Consider the following 18,624-nt stretch of genomic DNA (forward strand, 5'->3'; position numbering starts at 1 on the left):
CAACCGAGATCTGGAGACCAGCGCCATGACGACCATGACCCGCCGCGAGATTCTGGCCGGCGCCGCCGCGCTGGGTCTCGGCTCCGCCCTGCCGCTGCGCGCGCAGGCTGCCGGCTCGCTCACCGCCGCGATCTATCCCGGGACCTGGGAAGAGGCCTATCGCGGCGTCGTCGCCCCCGAGCTGAAGAAGAAATACGCCGTCGATGTCGCCTTCGATTCGCTTTTCGCGGTCGATCAGGTCGCCAAGGTGCGCGCCGCGCGCGGCGTGCCGCCGTTCGACTGCTTCGTGCTCGATCCCGGCCCGGCGGCGGCCGCGATGCAGGCGGGCCTGTTCGAGCCGATCGACGCCAGCAAGCTGAGCAACGCCGGCAAGGTGCCCAAGGGGCTGATCACCTCGCATGCCGTGACCTGCAACGCGCAGGTCGTCGGCATCGCCTACAACCCGAAGAAATTCGCGACGCCGCCGAAAAGCTGGGCCGATCTGTTCAAGTCGCCTTATGTCGAGCGGCTCGGCCTGACCGGATTCCAGACCACCTTCGGCACGGTCTCGCTGATCGAGATCGCCAAGGCTTTCGGCGGCTCGGAAGCGAATATGGAGCCGGTGTTCAAGGCGCTGAAGGAGTCTGTCTCGAAGGTCGCGGCGATCGCGACGCCGGCCGCGCTGCCGGGCCTGTTCCAGCAGGGCCAGGTCGACGTGATGTATGGCAACACCAACACGGTCGCGATCCTGAAAGGGCGCGGCGTCGACATCGCCTATATCGCGCCGGAATCGGGCTCGATCACCTTCCAGACCACGCTGCACATCGTGAAAGGCGCCGAGAACGTCGACGCCGCCTATAAATACATCGATGTCGCGATCTCGCCGGAGGTGCAGAACGCACTGCAGAAGGCACCCTACAACATGGTGCCGATCAACACCGAGACGCCGCTCGACGCCACGCTCGACATCAAGTCGCTCGACGAGCTCTCGAAGATGGTCACGCATGACTGGACCAAGATCAATCCGCAGCGCGCCGCCTGGATCGAACGCTTCAACAAGGAGATCACCAAGTAGGGCGGCGATCGCGCGAGGGCGGACCTCATGGCAGGGGCGGCAAAGACCGATGCGGCGTTCGGGGGCAAGGTCGACTGGCGGCTGGCCGCGCCGCTCGCGCTGACCTATCTGGTCTTCTTCGCCGCGCCCTTCGCCATCCTCGGCGACATCAGCTTCTACGCCGATTCCGAGCAGACCAAGCGCGGGGCGGAGAGCTGGATCAAGTTCTACACCGACGCCTTCTATCTCAAGGTGATCCTCGACACGCTGAAACTCGGCGTCTTCGCGGTCGTCGCGACGACGCTGCTGGCCTATCCGCTGGCGCTGCTGTTCAGGGCCGTGGGGCCGCGCGCGCAGCGGCTGCTGATCTTCATCATCCTGATGCCGCTGCTGACCTCGGTGGTGATCCGCACCTTCGCCTGGATCGTCATTCTGGCGCGCGAGGGGGTGGTCAACCAGACGCTGATGGGGCTTGGCCTCATCACAACGCCGCTCAACCTGCTGCAGACGGAACTCGGGCTCGTGATCGCGCTGACACAGATCGAGATGCCGCTGATGCTCCTGCCGCTGCTGACGATCATGAAGCAGATGGACCAGAACCTGATCGACGCCTCGCGCGCGCTCGGGGCCTCGAAAGGCCGAACTTTCTTCAAGGTGATCCTGCCGTTGACGCTGCCGGGCTGGATTGCGGGGGCGACGCTGGTCTTCGCCTCGGCCGCGACCGCCTTCATCTCGCAATCGGTGATCGGCGGAGCGCGTCTGGTCTATCTGCCGGCGCTGATCTGGCAGCAATCGACCGTGGTCTACAACTGGCCGTTCGCGGCGGTGGCGTCGCTGACGCTGCTGTTCACCGTGCTCGCCGGCATCATGGCGCTGAGCTGGCTCGGCCGCTTCGCCAGGACGGGCTGAGGAGATCGCGATGCAGCGCTCGACATTCGGCGACGTTGTCTATGGCTGGCTCGTCGGCCTGCTTTCGCTGATCGGCATCCTGATCCTGATCGGGCCGGTTCTGATCGTGATCGCGACCTCCTTCACGACCTCGCAGACGCTAAAATTTCCGCCGCCCGAGCTTTCGCTGCGCTGGTATCTGGATCTGTTCGATCCGGTGCGATCGGCGCAGATCCATATGGCGGCGCTGAACAGCGTCTGGGTTGCCGGCATCGCGACCGCGGTCGGCGCGGTGCTGTCGGTGATGGCGGCGCTGGCGATCACGCGGGTGACAAAACCCTCGGCGCGGTTCCTCGAGGCGAGCTTCCTGTCGCCGCTGATCCTGCCGACCCTGTCCTACGGGCTGGCGGCGCTGATGTTCTTCTCGGTCATCGGGATCAGGCCGTCGCTCAACCTCCTGATAGCGGGCCATCTCGTGGTGATCGCGCCGTTCATCTTCCGCACCACGCTGGCGAGCCTGACGCAGCTCGATCCCGGCTTGCTGGAGGCCTCCGCCAATCTCGGGGCGAGCCGCTTCTACGGCTTTCGCAAGGTGACGCTGCCGCTGATCGCGCCCGGCATCGCGGCCGGCTGCTTCCTCGCCTTCATCTCGTCGATGGACAACGTCCCGGTTTCGCTCTTCCTCTCCAACGCCCGCACCGGCATGCTGCCGATCCGGATGTGGGGCATGATGGAATCGACGCTGGACGTCCGCATCGCCGCGATCGCCGGCGTGTTGATCCTGGCGACGCTGATCCTGATGCTGGTGATGGACTGGCTGACCGGCCTGACCCGGCGGGTCAGCGGGTAGCGGGGACTGGAGAGCCTCCTCAGGATGAGGGCTGTCTGGTGGCTGGCGAGTCGAGGAGACCGAGATGAGTTACGACCGCGACCTGATCGGCTACGGCGCCCATCCGCCCGATCCAAAATGGCCGGGCGGCGCGCGCATCGCGATCAATTTTGTGATGAATTACGAGGAGGGCTCGGAGCCCTCGATGCAGGATGGCGAGGGCTACACAGAGACGGCGCTGACCGAATCGAGCAGTCTAGCCATGGCGGTGAAGGGCCGCGACCTCGCCGGCGAGGGCATGTTCGCCTATGGCAGCCGCGTCGGCTTCTGGCGGCTGATGCGATTGTTCCAGGAGCGCGGCCTGGCGATGACGGTGTTTGGGTGCGCGCTCGCGATCGAGCGCAATCCGGCGGCCGCTGCCGCGATCAGGGCGTCAGGCTTCGATGTCTGCTGCCATGGCTGGCGTTGGATCAAGCATTACGAGCTTGGCGAAGAGGAAGAGCGCGAGCACATCGCCAGGGCGATCGCCTCGTTGCAGGCGACGGTGGGGATGCGTCCGCTGGGCTGGTATTGCCGCTATGGGCCCAGCGTCAACACGCGCAGGCTGATCGTCGAGGACGGTGGTTTCCTCTACGATTCCGACGCCTATGACGACGAACTGCCCTATTGGAAGGTCGTCGACGGCAAGCCGCATCTCGTGGTGCCGTACTCGCTGGTCAACAATGACGGCAAGTTCGGCTCGGGCTACTTCGCGACCTCGGGCGACTATTTCGACTGGCACAAGGACGCCTTCGACATGCTCTACGCCGAGGGCGCGACGCAGCCCAAGATGATGTCGGTGGGCCTGCACATGAGGCTGATCGGCCATCCGGCGCGGGCGGCGGGGTTGGCGCGTTTCCTAGACTACGTTCAGGGCCATGAAGGCGTCTGGGTGACCGGCCGGCTGGACATTGCGCGGCACTGGGCGAAGACGCATCCGTTTGCCGGCAAGCTGGATTGAAGTCCGTGCCGACCACGCCGTCATTCCCGACAAGCCCCGCAAGCGGCGGCGAACCGGAATCCATCACGGGGCGCCGTGGTATTTTACGATGGATTCCGGGTCTCCGCTTCGCTACGCCCGGAATGACGGCGCGTTATCCCGACCGCTTTCCCGCGAGAGACATCCATGCCCATCCCTGACCTGATCGTCGCGCTGGGCGACATACGCTACCGCATCGAGCGGCCCTTCGGTTCATGGCCGCAGAACAGCGGCTTCGTCACCGACGTCACAGTCGATCCGCGCGGCCATGTCTTCGTGATGCTCAGGCACGACCCGCTGACGCAGCCCAATGATCCGCGCGTGATAGAGCTGTCGCCGGAGGGGGACTATCTCGGCGGCTGGGGCGGCGATCTCATCGCCGATTCGCATATGCTGACGGCCGATGCGCAGGGCCGCATCCTCTGCGTCGACCGCGACATGCACGAGGTGATTATCTGCTCGGCCGCAGGCGACAGGCTGTCGGGCCTCGGAGAGCGCGGCCAGCCGCTCAGCCCCTTCAACCACCCGACCGACGTGCATGTCTCGTCCTGGGGCGACATCTACGTTTCCGACGGATATGCGGCCAGCCGCGTCCACCGCTTTTCGGCCTATGGCGTGCACCTCCAGAGCTGGGGCGAGCATGGCGGCGGCGAAGGACAGTTCGGCTGGCCGCATGCGATCTGGACCCATTCGGATGGCCGCGTGATCGTGGTCGACCGCACGCAGAACCGGGTTCAGGTCTTCGACAATCTTGGCGGCCATATCGCGACCTGGACGCATTTCTATCAGCCTGTCGCGATCTGGGGCGACGAGGACGGCAACACCTATGTGACCGACATGGTGCCGAGCCTGCAGAAGATCGGCCCCGGTGGCGAGAGGCTCGGGCGCTGCCGGCCCTTCCTGAATGGCGCGCATGGCATCTTCGGCACGCCCGACGGCGACATCCTGCTGGCCGAGAGCAATCCGAGCCGGATCACGCGGCTGCAGCGGCTCTAGAGCAGTTCCGCGTTTCTCCGAAATCGCGGAACTGCTCTAGCACTTTGTCCTGTCGCATTGTCTTGACGCGAACCGGTACCCACTTCGCTCGAAAATGCTTTGAGGCGTCAGCCCGGCTCGCCAGCTATGACGCCCTTGCGCAGCAGGAAGCAGCCATAGGGGCGGGGATCGCCGACCTGCACGACGGCGAATGCCGCCTTCGCCGCCTCGTAGAAGGCAAAGCGCTCGATGCCGGCGAGCGGGAGCGAGCGGCCGGCCGCTGAGTCGAGTTCGCGCTGAACCTCGGCCTGCACGCCGGGAATCGCTGTGGGGTCGCCGACGACCTGCATTCGGCGGACGGGGTCCGGCTCGAAATCGTCGATCGGCAGCACGGAGAGGATGGCGCGGGCGGCGCGGGCCATGCCGAGGCCGGGCAGGCGAAGGAGCCTGCCGCTGGTTGTGGCGCGCGCGATCGTTTCGGCTGGATGATTGGCATCGACCAGAGCGAGATCGTCGCCATGACCCATCGCGGCGAGGATCCAGAGCAGATCGGCGGAAAGAACGGGGTCGAGGCCCTTCAGCATGATGCTCACTTGTCCGTGGCGGGCTCGCGGCGGGCGCGGCGGCCGCGACGCGTGAGATAAATTCGCTCGGCATTGCCGCCGAGGATGGCCGCGCGTTCGTTGGCTGAAAGCCCGGCCAGGAGCGTGTCCGTCGCCTCGACCCAGGCGTCGTATTTTGCCGTGAGGCGCAGGACGGGCCAGTCACTGCCCCAGAGCAGCCGCTGCGGGCCGAAGGCGGCGATGAGATCCTCGACCACGGGCGCGAGCGTCTCGACGCTCCAGTTAGAACCGGCTTCCGTGACGAGGCCGGAGAGCTTGCAGACCACGTTGTCGTGCCGGGCGAGCAGGACCATGCCGGCGCGCCATTCCGCCAGATCGCCGCCGGCGATGTCTGGCTTGGCGGCATGATCGATCACCACCGGCAAGTCGGGTGAGCGCGCGAGCCGCGCCAGCATCGCCGGAATGTGCCGGGGTTTGAGCAGCGCGTCGAAGACCAAGCCGTGTTCACCGAGCGCGGCAAAGGCCGCGTCGAGGTCTTCGTTTGCCAGCCAATCATCGTCGGCCAGGTCCTGCACCATCGGGCGCAAGCCCACCAGCAGCGGGTCGGACGCCAGGCGGGCAATGTTGAAGCGGGCATCGGGCGCCTCGAAATCGCTCCAGCCGACGACGCCGGCGACGAAAGCCGTCTGGACGGCGAGGTCGAGCAGGAAGCGCGTCTCCGCTTCGCTCGGCGCGGCCTGCACCAGGATCGTCTTTTCGATGCCGTTGCGGGCGATGATCGGGGCGAGGTCGGCGGGCAGAAAATTGTCGTAGAGCCGCTCCAGCTCCGGTGTCAGCCAGCCATAGTCGCCACGCGCCGGCCGCCAGAAATGCTGATGGGAATCGATGCGCATGTGCCTACTCCGGGACGGGTACGTCGATGCCGAGCAGACCTTGTTCCTTGAGTTCGGTCCAGAGGGCTGGGGGCACTGGATGGCCAAGTTCGGTGATCTGATCGGCGATTTCCTCTGCCGAGACCGCGCCCATGACGAGGCTCGCCACCGCGGCGTGGCCGAGCGGAAAATGCAGCGCCGCGCGCTTCAGCGGGACATCATGACGGACACAGACGGCTTCAATTGCCGCGACGCGCGCGAGAATGGCTGATGGCGCGGGCTTGTAGTTGTATTTCGCGCCGGCGACCGGGCCGGTGGCGAGGATGCCGGAGTTGAAGACGCCGCCGAGCATGAGCCCGATGCCTTTCTCCAGAGCCAGCGGCATGAAAGAGGCCAGCGCCGGCTGTTCCAGCAGCGAGTAGCGGCCCGCCAGCAGCATCGCGTCGAAATTGCCGGCACGGGCGAAGCGCTCGCACATGTCGGCCTCGTTGACGCCTACGCCGATCGCCTTGACCACGCCGGCCGAGCGCAGTTCGTCGAGCGCGCGGTAGGCTCCGTCCATCGCCTGCGCGAACCGGATCTCGATCATGTCCTCGCCATGGGTCCAGACATCGACATCATGGATCAGGACGATGTCGATGTGATCGACGCCGAGCCGGAGCGCGGATTGTTCGAGAGAGCGCATCGCGCCGTCATAGGAATAATCGAAGCGCAACGCGTGCGGCAGGCCACCGAGATAGCCCGAGCCGTCGCGGCGCGCCGCGAACGGTTCCGCGACCCGCCCGACCTTGGTCGAGAGCACGACGTCCTTGCGTCCGGCGCGGCGCAGCGCCGCCCCGATGCGGTGCTCGGAGAGGCCGTGGCCGTAGAGCGGCGAGGTGTCGAGCAGCGTGACGCCGCCCGCGAGCGCGGCCTCGACCGTCGCCACCGCCTGGCTTTCGTCGAGCCTGGCGTAGAGGTCTCCGAGCGGCGCGCCGCCGAAGCCCAGCGTCGACACGGCAAGGCCCGAGCGACCGAGAATGCGGGAGCCGGCAGGCAGTCTGGGATCGGACATCGACGGTCGCACCAACGGGATCGGCCGCTCTATGTGCACGCCAACATGTTAGCTTGCAACCGTCGCTGAACCGGACTAGCGTCGCGGCCGGATCGGTCGATGATCCCTGCGGGGTGGCAGGGCATCGGCTGCATAACCAACAGGCTCGATAACGGGCCGTGATCATGTCCACAGGGAGGACGCCATGACATCCAGAATTCTCACGCCGACCCGTCGCGGCCTGTTGCGCAATGCCGCCGTATTCGGTGCGCTGGGCGCGCTCGGTGCGCCCGCCATCATCCGCGAGGCGAACGCCCAGTCGACTTTCAACTGGAAGCGCTTTTCCGGCACCAAGCTCGACGTCATGCTGGTCAAGAACCCGCGCTCCGATCTGATGCAGGCCGAGGAAAAGGCCTTCACCGCGCTGACCGGGATCGAGGTGTCCTCCGAGCAGGTGCCCGAGCAGCAGCAGCGCCAGAAGGCGATGATCGAGTTCTCCTCCGGCAAGCCCGCCTTCGACGTGACGATGCTGGCGCTGCATGTCCAGAAGCGCCTCGCTGCCAAGGGCAAGTGGATGGAGGATCTTCGGCCCTATCTCGCCGACGCCTCGCTGACCTCGCCCGATTTCGACTATGCCGACTTCGCCGCCGGCGGCGTCGAGTTCGGCAAGCAGGCCGACGGCTCGATCGATACGCTGCCGCACTTCATCGATTTCTGGATGATCTATTACAACAAGGAGATGTTCGCCCAGAAGGGGCTCGCATATCCCAAGACCATGGACGAGCTGGTCGCGACCGCCGGCAAGCTGCACGATCCGGCAAAGGGCGTCGCCGGCTTCGTCTCGCGCGGCCTGAAGAACGCCAACATCCCGGTCTGGACCTCGTGGCTGCTCGGCCAGGGGCTGGAGACGGTCTCGACCACCGGCAAGCTGCAGACCGATGGACCGGAGGCGATCTGGGCGGCGGACATGTACCGCAAGCTCAACAAGGATTACGGCCCGGCCGGCGTCGTCGGCTTCAACTGGAACGAGTGCCAGACCACCTTCATGCAGGGCCGCGCCGCGATGTGGCTCGACGGCATCGGCTTCGCCACGCCGCTGGAGGACCCGACCAAGTCGCGTATCGTCGGCAAGGTCGGCTATGGCGTGACGCCCGCCGGACCCAAGGCGCATCACTCGGCGCTGTTTGGCGACGGTCTCGGCATCGCGCGCTCGTCGAAGAACAAGCAGGCGGCCTGGCTCTACATGCAGTTCATGTGCAACAAGGGCAACCAGCTCGCCATGATCAAGGCCGGCGCGGGCGCGCCGGGCCGGACCTCGGCGCTATCAAGCCCGGAGGCCTCGACCGGCTCGCGCTTCCCGAAGGAGTATTTCGAGTGCCTGGCGGAGTCGGGCAAGATCGCGCGCGCCGGCCTGCCGCAGATCATCCCGGTCACCGAGTTCCGCGACGTCTTCGGCGTGGCGATCACCAACACGCTGACCGGCGGCGATTCGGCGACCGAGCTGAAGAAGGCGACCGAGACCTTCAAGCCGATCCTCGAAAAGAGCGAGCAGGCCTGAGGCTGGTTGCGACGCTTCTGCTGCACCGTCATGGTCGGGCTAGTCCCGAACATCCACGTCTTTCGGCGTCGCGCGCTGTGCCCAAGACATGGATGCTCGCCACAAGGGCGAGCATGACGATGTAGCTCATCATCCGAGCGGATATGACGATGACGATCACCACCACAATGCCGGCAGGCCTCGCCAAGCCGCAGCCCGTTCCGTTCAAGCACTCGGCCGATTTCACGCCGCGCTACTGGGTATTCTCGCTGCCTGCCGTGCTGATCGTCGCGGCGGTTATCGTGTTCCCGTGGCTGTTCACGCTCTACATGTCGACGCAGGACTGGAAGATCGGCGGCGGCCCGGAATTCGTCGGGCTTCAGAATTTCGCCGAACTCTTCCGCGATGCGCGCTTCATCGAGTCGATGGGGCACACCTTGTATTTCACCGTGCTGGCGGTCGTGCTGCCGATCTTCTTCGGGACGGCGGCAGCGCTCGTCTTCCACCGTGAGTTTCCGTTTCGCGGCATCCTGCGCACCGTCTTCGTGATGCCGATGATGGCGACGCCGGTCGCGGTCTCGCTGGTCTGGACGATGATGTTCCACCCGCAGCTCGGCGTGCTGAACTATCTGCTCTCGACCGTCGGAATCGGGCCGCAGGCCTGGGTCTACGATCCCGGCACCGTTATCCCGACGCTGATCCTCGTCGAGGTCTGGCACTGGACGCCGCTGGTGATGCTGATCGTGCTGGGCGGCCTCGCCGGGCTTCCGAGAGAACCCTATGAATCGGCGCTGATCGACGGCGCCAACAACTGGCACATGTTCCGCCACATCACGCTGCCGCTGGTCTGGCCCTTCATCATGGTCGCGATCGTGATCCGCACCATCGATGCGCTGAAGGCCTTCGACACGATCTTCGTGATCACGCAGGGCGGGCCGGGCACGGCGTCCGAGACGCTGAACATCTTCCTCTATCTGCAGGCGTTCCAGTTCTACAAGATCGGCTACGCCTCGGCGGTGGTGGTGATCTTCTTCGTGATCATCATCATGCTCTCCCTGCTGCTGCTCTATGCCCGCCAGAAGTCGAAGTGGAATGCGGCATGAAGCGCCTCGCCACCAAATTCGGCTTCTACCTCTCGGTCTTCGTGCTGGTCTCGCCGGCGGTGCTGGTGTTCCTGTGGATGCTGTCGCTGTCGTTCAAGAACGAACTCGACAACACCGCCTTTCCGCCGGTGTTCATCCCCTCGCCGCCGACCTTCAAGAACTACGTCGACGTCTTCGCGCAGAACAATTTCGGGCTCTATCTCTGGAACTCGATCCTGGTCACGGGCGGGGCCGTTCTCATCGGGCTGCTCGTCGGCGTGCCGGCCGGCTACGGCATCGCGCGCGGCAAGGCTGCGAAGTTCGCGGTCCTGATCCTGATCGCGCGCATGACGCCGGCTTTGTCCTACCTGATCCCGCTCTTCCTGCTGTTCCAGATCACCGGGCTGGTCGGCACCATCACGGCGCTGGTCATCACCCATCTCGTCATCACCATCCCGATCATCGTCTGGATCATGATCGGGTATTTCGAGAACGTTCCGATGGAGCTTGAGGACGCCGCCCGCATCGACGGGGCCACGACGTGGCAGGCCTTCCGCCATGTCGCGCTGCCGCTGGCGCTGCCCGGCGTCACCATCGGCGGCATCCTCGCCTTCATCTTCTCCTGGAACAACTTCATCTTCTCGGTCGTGCTCGGCGGCAAGAACAGCCGCACGCTGCCATCGGCTGTCTACAACTCGCTGACCTTCGAGCAGATTTCATGGGGCCCGCTTGCGGCGGCAGCCCTGCTGGTGACGCTGCCGGTGCTCCTCGTCACCGTGCTCGCACAACGCCAGATCGTCGCCGGACTCTCGGCAGGCGGACTCAAGGACGGCTAGCACAGGATCTCGTTACTTGCGGCCGATTTGGCCTCAAACTAACATGTCAGCAATTCATCACTCTGCAATGCAGCATCCGGAAAGACAGGTTCCATGGTTCTCGACCCCAACCGCTTCGGCCTCTCCTGCGCCATCACCACGCCCATGTCGGAAGGTGGCGCCATCGATTTGCCGCGACTGGTCAAGCATGCGCGCCATGTCCTGGCCGAGGGCTGCGACTCCGTCACGCTGTTTGGCACGACCGGCGAGGGCGCGGCGCTCGGCCTGCCGGCGCGCACCGCGATGATGGGCGCGCTGATCGGGGCGGGCATCGATCCCGGCCGCCAAGTCTATGCCGGCGTCGCAGCAGCCTCGCTGCACGAGGCGATCGACCAGGCTCGCGTCGCGCTCGATGCCGGCGCAAAGGGCCTGCTGGTTGCGCCGCCCTTCTACTTCAAGGGCGTCAGCGACGAGGGGCTCTATGCCTGGTTCTCGCAGTTCTTCGACAAGCTCGGGGCGTCCGCGCGCAACGCCATCCTCTACCACATCCCCTCGGTCACGGCGGTCAACATCAGCGTCGACCTCGTGCAGAAGCTGAAGACGGCGTTCCCGGGCGTCATTACCGGCGTCAAGGATTCCTCCTGCGACTACCCCACGACCGAGGCTTTCCTGAAGGCGCATGGCGAACTCGCCATCCTCGTCGGCGACGAGCGGCTGCTGGGCCGCGCGGTCCGGGCCGGCGCGCAGGGCTCGATCTGCGGCGTCGCCAATCTGGTGCCGCATCTGCTGCGGCCGATCGTCTATGAGGGTGCGGAGAACCCGACCGTGAACGCGCTCGTCGATGAGATCTGCACCTATCCGGTTCTGCCGGCGGTGAAGGCGCTGGTCGGGCATTTGCATGGCGATGCCGGCTACGGCGCGATGCGGCCGCCGCTCGAAGCGCTGGACGAGGCGCAGCGCAAGCGGCTCTTTGCCGCCTTCGACAGCATCACGCGGGCGAAAGCGGCCTGAGAGCCAAGCCGTTTCGAGGGAGCTTGAGGTCTTGAATCAACCGGAGCCGGACCGCGACGCCGAACCGCTCAAGCTCAGGGAGCGGGCCTATGCCTCCTTCACCGAGCGGCTGCTGGCGCGCGATATCCGGCCCGGCCAGTTCGTGACCCAGCGCGAACTCGTGGCGATGACCGGCTTTCCGCTCGGGGCGATCCGCGAACTGGTGCCGCGACTGGAAGCCGAAGGGCTGATCAAGACGGTGCCGCAGCGCGGGATGCAGGTGGCCCATGTCGATCTCAACCTGATCCGCAACGCCTTCCAGTTCCGTCTCTTCCTCGAGAAGGAGGCTACCGCGCTCTACACCCAGAACGCGACCGGGGACGAGATCGCCGAGCAGCGGATGCGGCACGAGGCGATCATCGCCCGGGCGGAGGCCGGCGGAGACGAGGCGCTGATCGAGGATGCCGAGGATGTCGACCGGCTGATGCATGAGGCGATCATCGACCATCTCGACAACGATATCGTCAGCCAGGCCTTCCGCGTGACCTGGCTGAAGATCAGGCTGATCCGGCAATACGAGACCCGGATCCAGAACCACATCCTGGTGCCGGTGATGCAGGACCATCTCAAGATCATCGCGGCGATCGAAAGCCGTGATCCGGACCGGGCGGCGCAGGAGATGAGCGTCCATATCGGCAACGCCCGCAACCGGGCGATGAGCTACTGACCACGGCCGCAGCAGCGGCGAACGACATTGCGAGCCGGAACACCGGCCGTATCGGGAGGAGATGATCATGACCAAGCTGACGAAACGCGACTTGCTTGCCGGTGCGGCCGCCGCCGGCGCGGGCATCTTCATGCCCGCTGTTCTGAGGGCGCAGGCCGTTGTGCTGCGTTGGGCGGACGGCCAGCCGGCGACCCACCCCTCGCCGCAAAGCGCGGTGAAGGCCGCAGCCGAGATCAAGGCCAAGACCAATGGCCGGATCGAGATCCAGTCCTTCCCGAACGGCCAGCTCGGCTCGTCGCGCGACATGGTGGAGTCGGTCGCGAGCGGCGCGCTGACGATGGTGACCGAGGGCGCGGCGCAGCTCGGCCAGTTCGTGCCGCAGCTCTCGATCATCGAGGCGCCCTATATCTGGCGCGACCCGGCCCATATGGCGCGCGCGCTGAAATCGCCGCTGATCGACGAACTCAACAAGGCGCTGGTCGAGAAGCGCGGCATGCGGATGATCGGCGTCAATTATTACGGCATCCGCCACCTCACCAGCGGCAAGAAGCCGATCAACTCGGTCGAGGATATGAAGGGCTTCAAGCTGCGCGTGCCGGAAGTCGACACCTTCCGCGCTATGGCCGAGGCCTGGGGCGCGCGCCCGACGCCTTTGAACTTCTCGGAGCTCTATCTCGCCTTGTCGCAAGGCGCGGTCGATGGTCAGGAGAACCCGCTGCCGACCATCGCCTCGGCCAAACTCGGCGAGGTCCAGAAATTCCTTGTTCTGACCGGCCACATCATCACGCCGCGCCTGGTGATCGTGAACGAATCCGCCTGGACCAAGCTGGCTGAGGCCGATCGCGTTTTGATCAAGGCCTCGGTCGAATCGACCGCGCTCTGGCAGGACAACGAGATCCTGGAGCAGGAGAAGGGCCTCGCCGACAGTCTCGCCAAAGGCGGGATGACGGTGGTCAAGCCCGATCTGGAAGCTTTCCGCAAGCCGGTGCTGGCGTCAGTGCCGGCCAAGTTCGAGAGCAAATGGGGCAAGGGTCTCTGGGACCGCATCCAGGGACTCTGAGCCTCCGCCTGCATCGATTGGCCTCGCCGCCTGGCGGGGCTGTTCTTTCCGGAGAAACAGCATGATCGCTTTCGCACGCACGGTCTTCGACCGTACGATGGAGCTTCTTGCCGGCGTGCTGATCGTGGCGCTGTTGACTTGCGTCACGCTCGGCATCGTCACGCGCGCGCTCGGCGATCCGCTGATCTGGACCGACGAGGGCTCGCGCTTCCTGATGCTGTGGACGGCGGTTTGCGGCTGGGTCATCGCGAGCCGCAAGCGCGCCCATATCCGCATCCGCTTCTTCCACGATCTGCTGCCGCCGCGCGCCTGGCGGGGCGCCGAGATCGTCATGCAACTCGCGATGATCGTCTTCGGGCTCGCCGCCGGCTGGTACAGCATCCATCTCGTCGCGGTGAACCACGATCTCGAGGCGACGACGCTGCCGATCTCGATCGCCTGGCTTTATGTACCGATGGTGTTTGGCGGCTTCGTCACGGCTGCGCAGGGACTGGCCGAGCTGATCGAGAATATCCGAGACCGGAACGTCTCACCCTATGAGCCATCCGAGCCGCCGATCGCGGGGCAGGCGCTGTGAGCACGCTGATCTTCCAGATCTCGGGCGTCTGGCTCCTGTCGATCCTGGCGGGGTTTCCGCTCTTCGCCTCGATGGGGCTCGCCGCCTTCGCCTTCGTCGCGCTGGCCGATCTCTCGGCTACGATCGTGCCGCAGAAGATGGCGCAGGCGATGAACGCGTTCCCGATCGTGGCCGCGCCCCTGTTCATCCTGATGGGCAATATTCTGGGCGCGGCGCGGATCACCGACCGCATCGTCGCCTTCGCGACCTCGGTGATCGGCTGGCTGCGCGGCGGCTATGCCCATGCCTCGATCCTGACCAGCATGATCTTCGCCGGCATGGTCGGCTCGGCGGTCGCGGATGCGGCGGGCTCGGGCGCGATCGAAATCCGCGCGATGAAGAAGGCGGGCTACCGGCCTGAGACCGCCGCGGCGATCACGGCGGCTGCGGCGACGATCGGCCCGATCATCCCGCCCTCGCTGCCGATGGTGATCTACGGCGTCTCGGCCGACGTTTCGATCGGCCGGCTCTTCATCGGCGGCGTCATCCCCGGTGTGCTGATGGGCCTGTCGCTGATGGCGATGGTGATGTTGATCGCCAAGCGCCAGGGTTTCCGCAAGGAGCCGTTCAAGGGCTTTCGCGAGATCGGCCGGACCTTCTTCAACGGTTTCTTCGCACTGATGACGCCGCCGCTGATCCTGGGCGGTATGTTCAGTGGCATCGTCACGCCAACGGAAGCTGCGGCTGTCGCCTGCCTTTATGCATTGTTTCTTGGCTTCTTCGTCTATCGGACGCTCGAAGTTAGGCAACTCGGCCCGATCCTGGTCGAGACGGTCGAGACCACCGGCCTCGTGCTGGTGCTGGTGATGGCCGCAGGCGCGCTCGGCTGGTGCATGTCGATCTCGCGGGTGCCGCAGACGCTGACGCCGCTGATCGTGTCCACGATCAAGGACCCGCTCGTCTTCCTGCTGGTCTGCAACCTGATCCTGCTGCTCGTCGGCTGCTTCATGGAGGCGCTGGCCGCCATGCTGATCCTGATCCCGATCCTGGTGCCGGCCGCGCTGAGCTTCGGCATCGACCCGGTCCAGTTCGGCATCATCATGATCCTCAACCTGATCCTGGGGACGATCCATCCGCCGATCGGCATCGTGCTGTTCGTGGTGACGCGGATCGCCGACGTTTCCTTCGAGACGATGTCGAAGGCGATCCTGCCCTGGCTGGTGCCGTTGCTGGTGGTGCTGGCGGCGATCACGCTGTGGCCGCCGCTGACGACCTGGCTTCCGGACATGATTATGGGGAGCACTGCCCGCTGACCTGGCAGCGGTCTTGCGTCATTGCAGGATGCGCGGCAGCCAGAGGCTGATTGCCGGGACGTAGGTGATCAGCGCGAGGCTCAGCAACAACGGAATCAGCCAGGGCAGGATCGCCATGGTGGTGCGTTGGAACGAGAGATTGGCGACGCGCGCCAGCACGAAGAGCACGAGCCCCATCGGAGGGTGCAAGAGCCCGATCATCAGGTTCAGCACCATCACCAACCCAAAATGCACCGGGTCGATGCCGAGCTTGAGCACGATCGGCATCAGGATCGGCGTCAGGATGGTGATCGCGGCCGTCGGCTCGAGGAAGCAGCCGACGAACAGCATGAGCGCGTTCGCCAGCAGCAGGAACATCGCAGGCTCGGTGGTGAAGGCCAGCACCCAGCCGGCGATCATCTCCGTGGTGCGCGAGACCGCCAGCACCCAGCCGAAGACGGAGGCCGCCGAGACGATGAAGAGCACGGTCGATGTCAGTTCGACCGTCTCCATCGAGGCCCGGATCAGCATCTTCCAGTCGAGCGTGCGGTACCAGACGATGCCGAGGAAGATCGCCCAGACGCAGGCCGCGATCGCGCCCTCCGTCGCGGTGAACAGGCCAGACGTCATGCCGCCGATCAGCAGCACCGGGGTCATCAGCGGCAGTACGGCGGAGAATTTGAAGATCCGGTCGGCGCCGAGCAGCAGGGCGAAACCTGCGACGACCGCGATGCGCGCCGAAAGCCCGGCCTCGACGGCGAGCCAGATCACGATCGGAAAGCCCGCGACGATGGCGAGTTCGCCAAGCACGCCGAGGATGCGGGTCCATTCGAAGGCGACGTCGCCGCCCCATTTGTTGCGGTGGGCGTAGAAGCTGACTGTGGCCATCATCAGCAGCGCCATCACCATGCCGGGCATGATGCCGGCGAGGAAGAGCTTGCCGATCGAGACGTTGGCCATCATGCCGTAGACGACGAAGGGCAGCGATGGCGGGATGATCGGTCCCAAAGTCGCCGACGCCGCGGTGATGCCGACGGCGAACTCGATGTCGTAGCCATGTTCGCGCATCGCCTTGATCTCGATGGTGCCCAGGCCCGCCGCATCCGCGACCGCCGTGCCCGACATGCCCGAGAAGATCACCGAGCCGACGACGTTGACGTGGCCGAGCCCCCCGCGCATCCAGCCGACGAGGCCGAGCGCGAAATTGTAGATCCGGTTGGTGATGCCGGCCGAATTCATCAGGTTTCCGGCGAGGATGAAGAAGGGAACGGCCAGCAAGGGAAAGGAGTCGAGCCCGGCGAACATGCGGTGGATGACGACGAAATCCGGCGCGATACCGGTCGTCATGATGTAGATCAGCGAGGAGCCGGCCATCGCGATGGCGACGGGAATCCCCGACCCCATCAGGGCCAGGAAGAGCAGCTTGAAGGAGAGAGCGCTCATCCGACGACGCTGCCCGTCTCGGGCCGTTCCAGCACGCTGTAGCCATTGCGCCAGTTGCGGATCGCGACCTGCACGGCACGCAGTGTCATCGCGGCGAAGCTCAGCATGACCACGCCATAGACCCAGCCGATCGCGATCGGTGCGACCGACATGGGCTGGCCGCCGATGCGGGTGATCAATTGCCAGGTCAGCCAGACCGCATAGGCGAAGAAGGCGATACGGGCGAGGTCGACCAGCGTCGAGAGCGGCCGCGTGATCCAGCGCGGCAGCCAGTGGTAGAAGAAGTCGACATGGATGTGGCTGTTCTTGCGCACCGAGCCGACAATGCCGATGAACACCGTGCAGACCAGGAGATAGCGCGCGATCTCCTCGGTCCAGGCGGCGGAATCGTTCAGGGCGTAGCGCGTGAAGAACTGGTGGAACACGGTCGCGCCGAGCACGCAGAAGACGACGAGCCCGAGCCATTCCTCGACCGCATAGACGGAGAGGTCGATCGCCTCGTCCTCGACCTGGAATTCGCCCCGGGCGTTGAGGACGGCGGGCATGTCGTCGAGCGGGGCAGGCGTCGTCATGGTGTTCCTAGGTTCGAGGGCCGGCATCTTGCGGTACTTGCTTTCTCCGCCGTCATCCCGGGCGACCGAAGGGAGACCCGGGATCCATTCCTGACCCTTGCCGAATAGCGTTCCGGAATGGATCCCGGATCGGCGCCGCTGTGCGGCTTGTCCGGGATGACGCGGGTTGGTGCGCGCTTACTTCAACGCCACCAGCTCATCGAAATCGGCCTGGACGAAGCCGAAATCGGCTGGCTTCGAGCTGGCCAGCACCGCCTTCTGGAAGGCTGGCTTGTCGACGGTATGGATCGTCGTCGTGCCGGCCTTGACGATCTCCTGCCGGAGCTTGTCGTCCTCGTCGCGGATCAGGGTCGAGGCATAGAGGCTGCCCTCCTGCATCGCTGTCACGAAGATCGCCTTGTCGGCGTCGGAGAGTTTCTTCCAGGTCGGGCCGCCGATGACCGTGTTGAGCACGTCGATGACGTGGCCGGTCAGCATGATGTGCTTCTGCACCTCATGGAATTTCTTCGACCAGATCGTGTTGAAGGCGTTTTCCTGCGCATCGACGACACCGCTCTGCAGGGCGGTGTAGACCTCCGCCAGCGCAATCGGGGTCGGATTGGCCGAGAGCGCCTTGGGGAAGGCCATGTAGGCGGCGGCGTCGGGCACGCGGATCTTCAGCCCCTTCATGTCGGCGGGCGTCAGGATCGGGCGGCTGGAGGTGACGTGGCGTTCGGCGGCATAGGTCAGCGCGACGATGCGATTGCCGGTCGCCTTCTCGTAACCATCGGCGAGGCGCTTGTAGAGGTCGCTCTTGGCATAGGCCTGGACATGGTCGAAATCACGGAAAGCGAAGGGGAAATAGGTCACGCCGAGCGGTTTTGAGACCTGCGCCTGAAAGCTCGCGGCGCTGATGATGATGTCGACGGTGCCCAGAGACAGGCCCTGGTTGAGGTCCGATTCCTTGCCGAGCGTGGCGGAGGGATAGAGCTGGATCTTGTAGCGGCCGCCGGTGCGCTGCTCGATCAGTTCGGCTGCCTTGACGGCGCCCTTGTGGTGCGGCTCGGCGGGCTCATAGACATAGGCCCATTTTAGCGTTGTCTGAGCCAAGGCTGGCAAGGTGGCGAGAGACATCGCTGCTGCGGCCAGCGCGGTCAGAAGCCGGCGGGTCGGAAAGGCCTTCGGGCTGCTGGTCGTCATTAGCGTCTCTCCCCATGCTTGTGCGGCCGGAACCGGCGTTCGGCATCCCGGCGCGGCTGTGGCCACAGCAAGCGACATGCCAGCACCGGTATCGGCGTCAGGCCGAATAGCGCCTCAAATGCATGTTGATGGCAAGCCAGATTGTTCGCATCTTGTGCAC

19 protein-coding genes are annotated in these 18,624 nt (G+C 65.2%); 13 read left to right on the plus strand and 6 right to left on the minus strand.

Features of this window, described 5'->3' with window-relative positions; all coding sequences use genetic code 11:
• Positions 1-25 precede the first annotated feature (25 nt).
• The 5 genes from AC1DZY_RS07665 to AC1DZY_RS07685 all read left to right on the plus strand — a co-directional run bounded on the left by AC1DZY_RS07665 (position 26) and on the right by AC1DZY_RS07685 (position 4,764).
• Positions 26-1,054, plus strand: coding sequence for an extracellular solute-binding protein (locus AC1DZY_RS07665; RefSeq protein ID WP_476819503.1), 1,029 nt, complete (start codon positions 26-28; stop codon positions 1,052-1,054).
• 27 nt (positions 1,055-1,081) lie between these two features.
• Positions 1,082-1,942 (plus strand): ABC transporter permease, encoded by an 861-nt coding sequence (locus AC1DZY_RS07670; RefSeq protein ID WP_476819504.1) that lies wholly within the window; start codon positions 1,082-1,084, stop codon positions 1,940-1,942.
• A gap of 10 nt (positions 1,943-1,952) precedes the next feature.
• Positions 1,953-2,771, plus strand: a complete 819-nt coding sequence (locus tag AC1DZY_RS07675) for an ABC transporter permease (RefSeq protein ID WP_476819505.1) — start codon at positions 1,953-1,955, stop codon at positions 2,769-2,771.
• A 64-nt stretch (positions 2,772-2,835) separates the two neighbouring features.
• Complete coding sequence (locus AC1DZY_RS07680; RefSeq protein ID WP_476819506.1) at positions 2,836-3,750, plus strand: polysaccharide deacetylase family protein; 915 nt, start codon at positions 2,836-2,838, stop codon at positions 3,748-3,750.
• Positions 3,751-3,915: 165 nt separating this feature from the next.
• A complete protein-coding gene (locus AC1DZY_RS07685; protein WP_476819507.1) occupies positions 3,916-4,764 on the plus strand; it encodes an NHL repeat-containing protein in 849 nt (282 codons plus the stop codon).
• A 107-nt stretch (positions 4,765-4,871) separates the two neighbouring features.
• Here AC1DZY_RS07685 and AC1DZY_RS07690 read toward each other — a convergent pair whose 3' ends face one another.
• From AC1DZY_RS07690 to AC1DZY_RS07700, 3 genes are read right to left on the minus strand one after another with little or no spacing between them, the layout of a single operon-like run.
• Positions 4,872-5,327, minus strand: a complete 456-nt coding sequence (locus AC1DZY_RS07690; protein ID WP_476819508.1) for an RbsD/FucU family protein — start codon at positions 5,325-5,327, stop codon at positions 4,872-4,874.
• Positions 5,328-5,332: 5 nt separating this feature from the next.
• The gene (locus AC1DZY_RS07695; protein WP_476819509.1) at positions 5,333-6,199 is read right to left on the minus strand and encodes an amidohydrolase family protein; all 867 of its coding nucleotides are present in this window, start codon (positions 6,197-6,199) and stop codon (positions 5,333-5,335) included.
• Positions 6,200-6,203: 4 nt separating this feature from the next.
• Positions 6,204-7,232, minus strand: a complete 1,029-nt coding sequence (locus tag AC1DZY_RS07700) for an aldo/keto reductase (protein WP_476819510.1) — start codon at positions 7,230-7,232, stop codon at positions 6,204-6,206.
• Between the two features lie 184 nt (positions 7,233-7,416).
• On the opposite strand from AC1DZY_RS07700, the gene AC1DZY_RS07705 reads away from it, so the two are divergent.
• The 8 genes from AC1DZY_RS07705 to AC1DZY_RS07740 all read left to right on the plus strand — a co-directional run bounded on the left by AC1DZY_RS07705 (position 7,417) and on the right by AC1DZY_RS07740 (position 15,291).
• Complete coding sequence (locus AC1DZY_RS07705) at positions 7,417-8,769, plus strand: ABC transporter substrate-binding protein (protein WP_476819511.1); 1,353 nt, start codon at positions 7,417-7,419, stop codon at positions 8,767-8,769.
• Positions 8,770-8,936: 167 nt separating this feature from the next.
• Positions 8,937-9,851 carry a carbohydrate ABC transporter permease gene (locus tag AC1DZY_RS07710; protein ID WP_476819737.1) on the plus strand — a complete coding sequence of 305 codons (915 nt, stop codon included), beginning with the start codon at positions 8,937-8,939 and terminating at the stop codon, positions 9,849-9,851.
• Complete coding sequence (locus tag AC1DZY_RS07715) at positions 9,848-10,666, plus strand: carbohydrate ABC transporter permease (RefSeq protein ID WP_476819512.1); 819 nt, start codon at positions 9,848-9,850, stop codon at positions 10,664-10,666. Before AC1DZY_RS07710 ends, AC1DZY_RS07715 begins: the two co-directional genes overlap by 4 nt.
• 93 nt (positions 10,667-10,759) lie before the next feature.
• The gene (locus AC1DZY_RS07720; protein WP_476819513.1) at positions 10,760-11,656 is read left to right on the plus strand and encodes a dihydrodipicolinate synthase family protein; all 897 of its coding nucleotides are present in this window, start codon (positions 10,760-10,762) and stop codon (positions 11,654-11,656) included.
• Between the two features lie 31 nt (positions 11,657-11,687).
• Complete coding sequence (locus AC1DZY_RS07725; RefSeq protein WP_476819514.1) at positions 11,688-12,362, plus strand: GntR family transcriptional regulator; 675 nt, start codon at positions 11,688-11,690, stop codon at positions 12,360-12,362.
• A gap of 67 nt (positions 12,363-12,429) precedes the next feature.
• Positions 12,430-13,422, plus strand: coding sequence for a sialic acid TRAP transporter substrate-binding protein SiaP (locus AC1DZY_RS07730; RefSeq protein WP_476819515.1), 993 nt, complete (start codon positions 12,430-12,432; stop codon positions 13,420-13,422).
• 61 nt (positions 13,423-13,483) lie between these two features.
• A complete protein-coding gene (locus tag AC1DZY_RS07735; RefSeq protein WP_476819516.1) occupies positions 13,484-13,999 on the plus strand; it encodes a TRAP transporter small permease in 516 nt (171 codons plus the stop codon).
• The gene (locus AC1DZY_RS07740; RefSeq protein WP_476819517.1) at positions 13,996-15,291 is read left to right on the plus strand and encodes a TRAP transporter large permease; all 1,296 of its coding nucleotides are present in this window, start codon (positions 13,996-13,998) and stop codon (positions 15,289-15,291) included. Before AC1DZY_RS07735 ends, AC1DZY_RS07740 begins: the two co-directional genes overlap by 4 nt.
• Positions 15,292-15,309: 18 nt before the next feature.
• On the opposite strand, the gene AC1DZY_RS07745 is transcribed toward AC1DZY_RS07740, so the two are convergent.
• The 3 genes from AC1DZY_RS07745 to AC1DZY_RS07755 form a co-directional block, all read right to left on the minus strand.
• Positions 15,310-16,713, minus strand: coding sequence for a TRAP transporter large permease (locus AC1DZY_RS07745; RefSeq protein ID WP_476819518.1), 1,404 nt, complete (start codon positions 16,711-16,713; stop codon positions 15,310-15,312).
• On the minus strand, positions 16,710-17,285 hold the full coding sequence (locus AC1DZY_RS07750) for a TRAP transporter small permease (protein ID WP_476819519.1): 576 nt from the start codon (positions 17,283-17,285) through the stop codon (positions 16,710-16,712). The genes AC1DZY_RS07745 and AC1DZY_RS07750 overlap by 4 nt, the downstream gene beginning before the upstream one ends.
• A 177-nt stretch (positions 17,286-17,462) precedes the next feature.
• Positions 17,463-18,464, minus strand: a complete 1,002-nt coding sequence (locus tag AC1DZY_RS07755; protein ID WP_476819520.1) for a sialic acid TRAP transporter substrate-binding protein SiaP — start codon at positions 18,462-18,464, stop codon at positions 17,463-17,465.
• Between the last annotated feature and the right edge of the window lie 160 nt (positions 18,465-18,624).

The sequence above is a fragment of the Allobosea sp. P2_A10 genome, assembly GCF_056405115.1.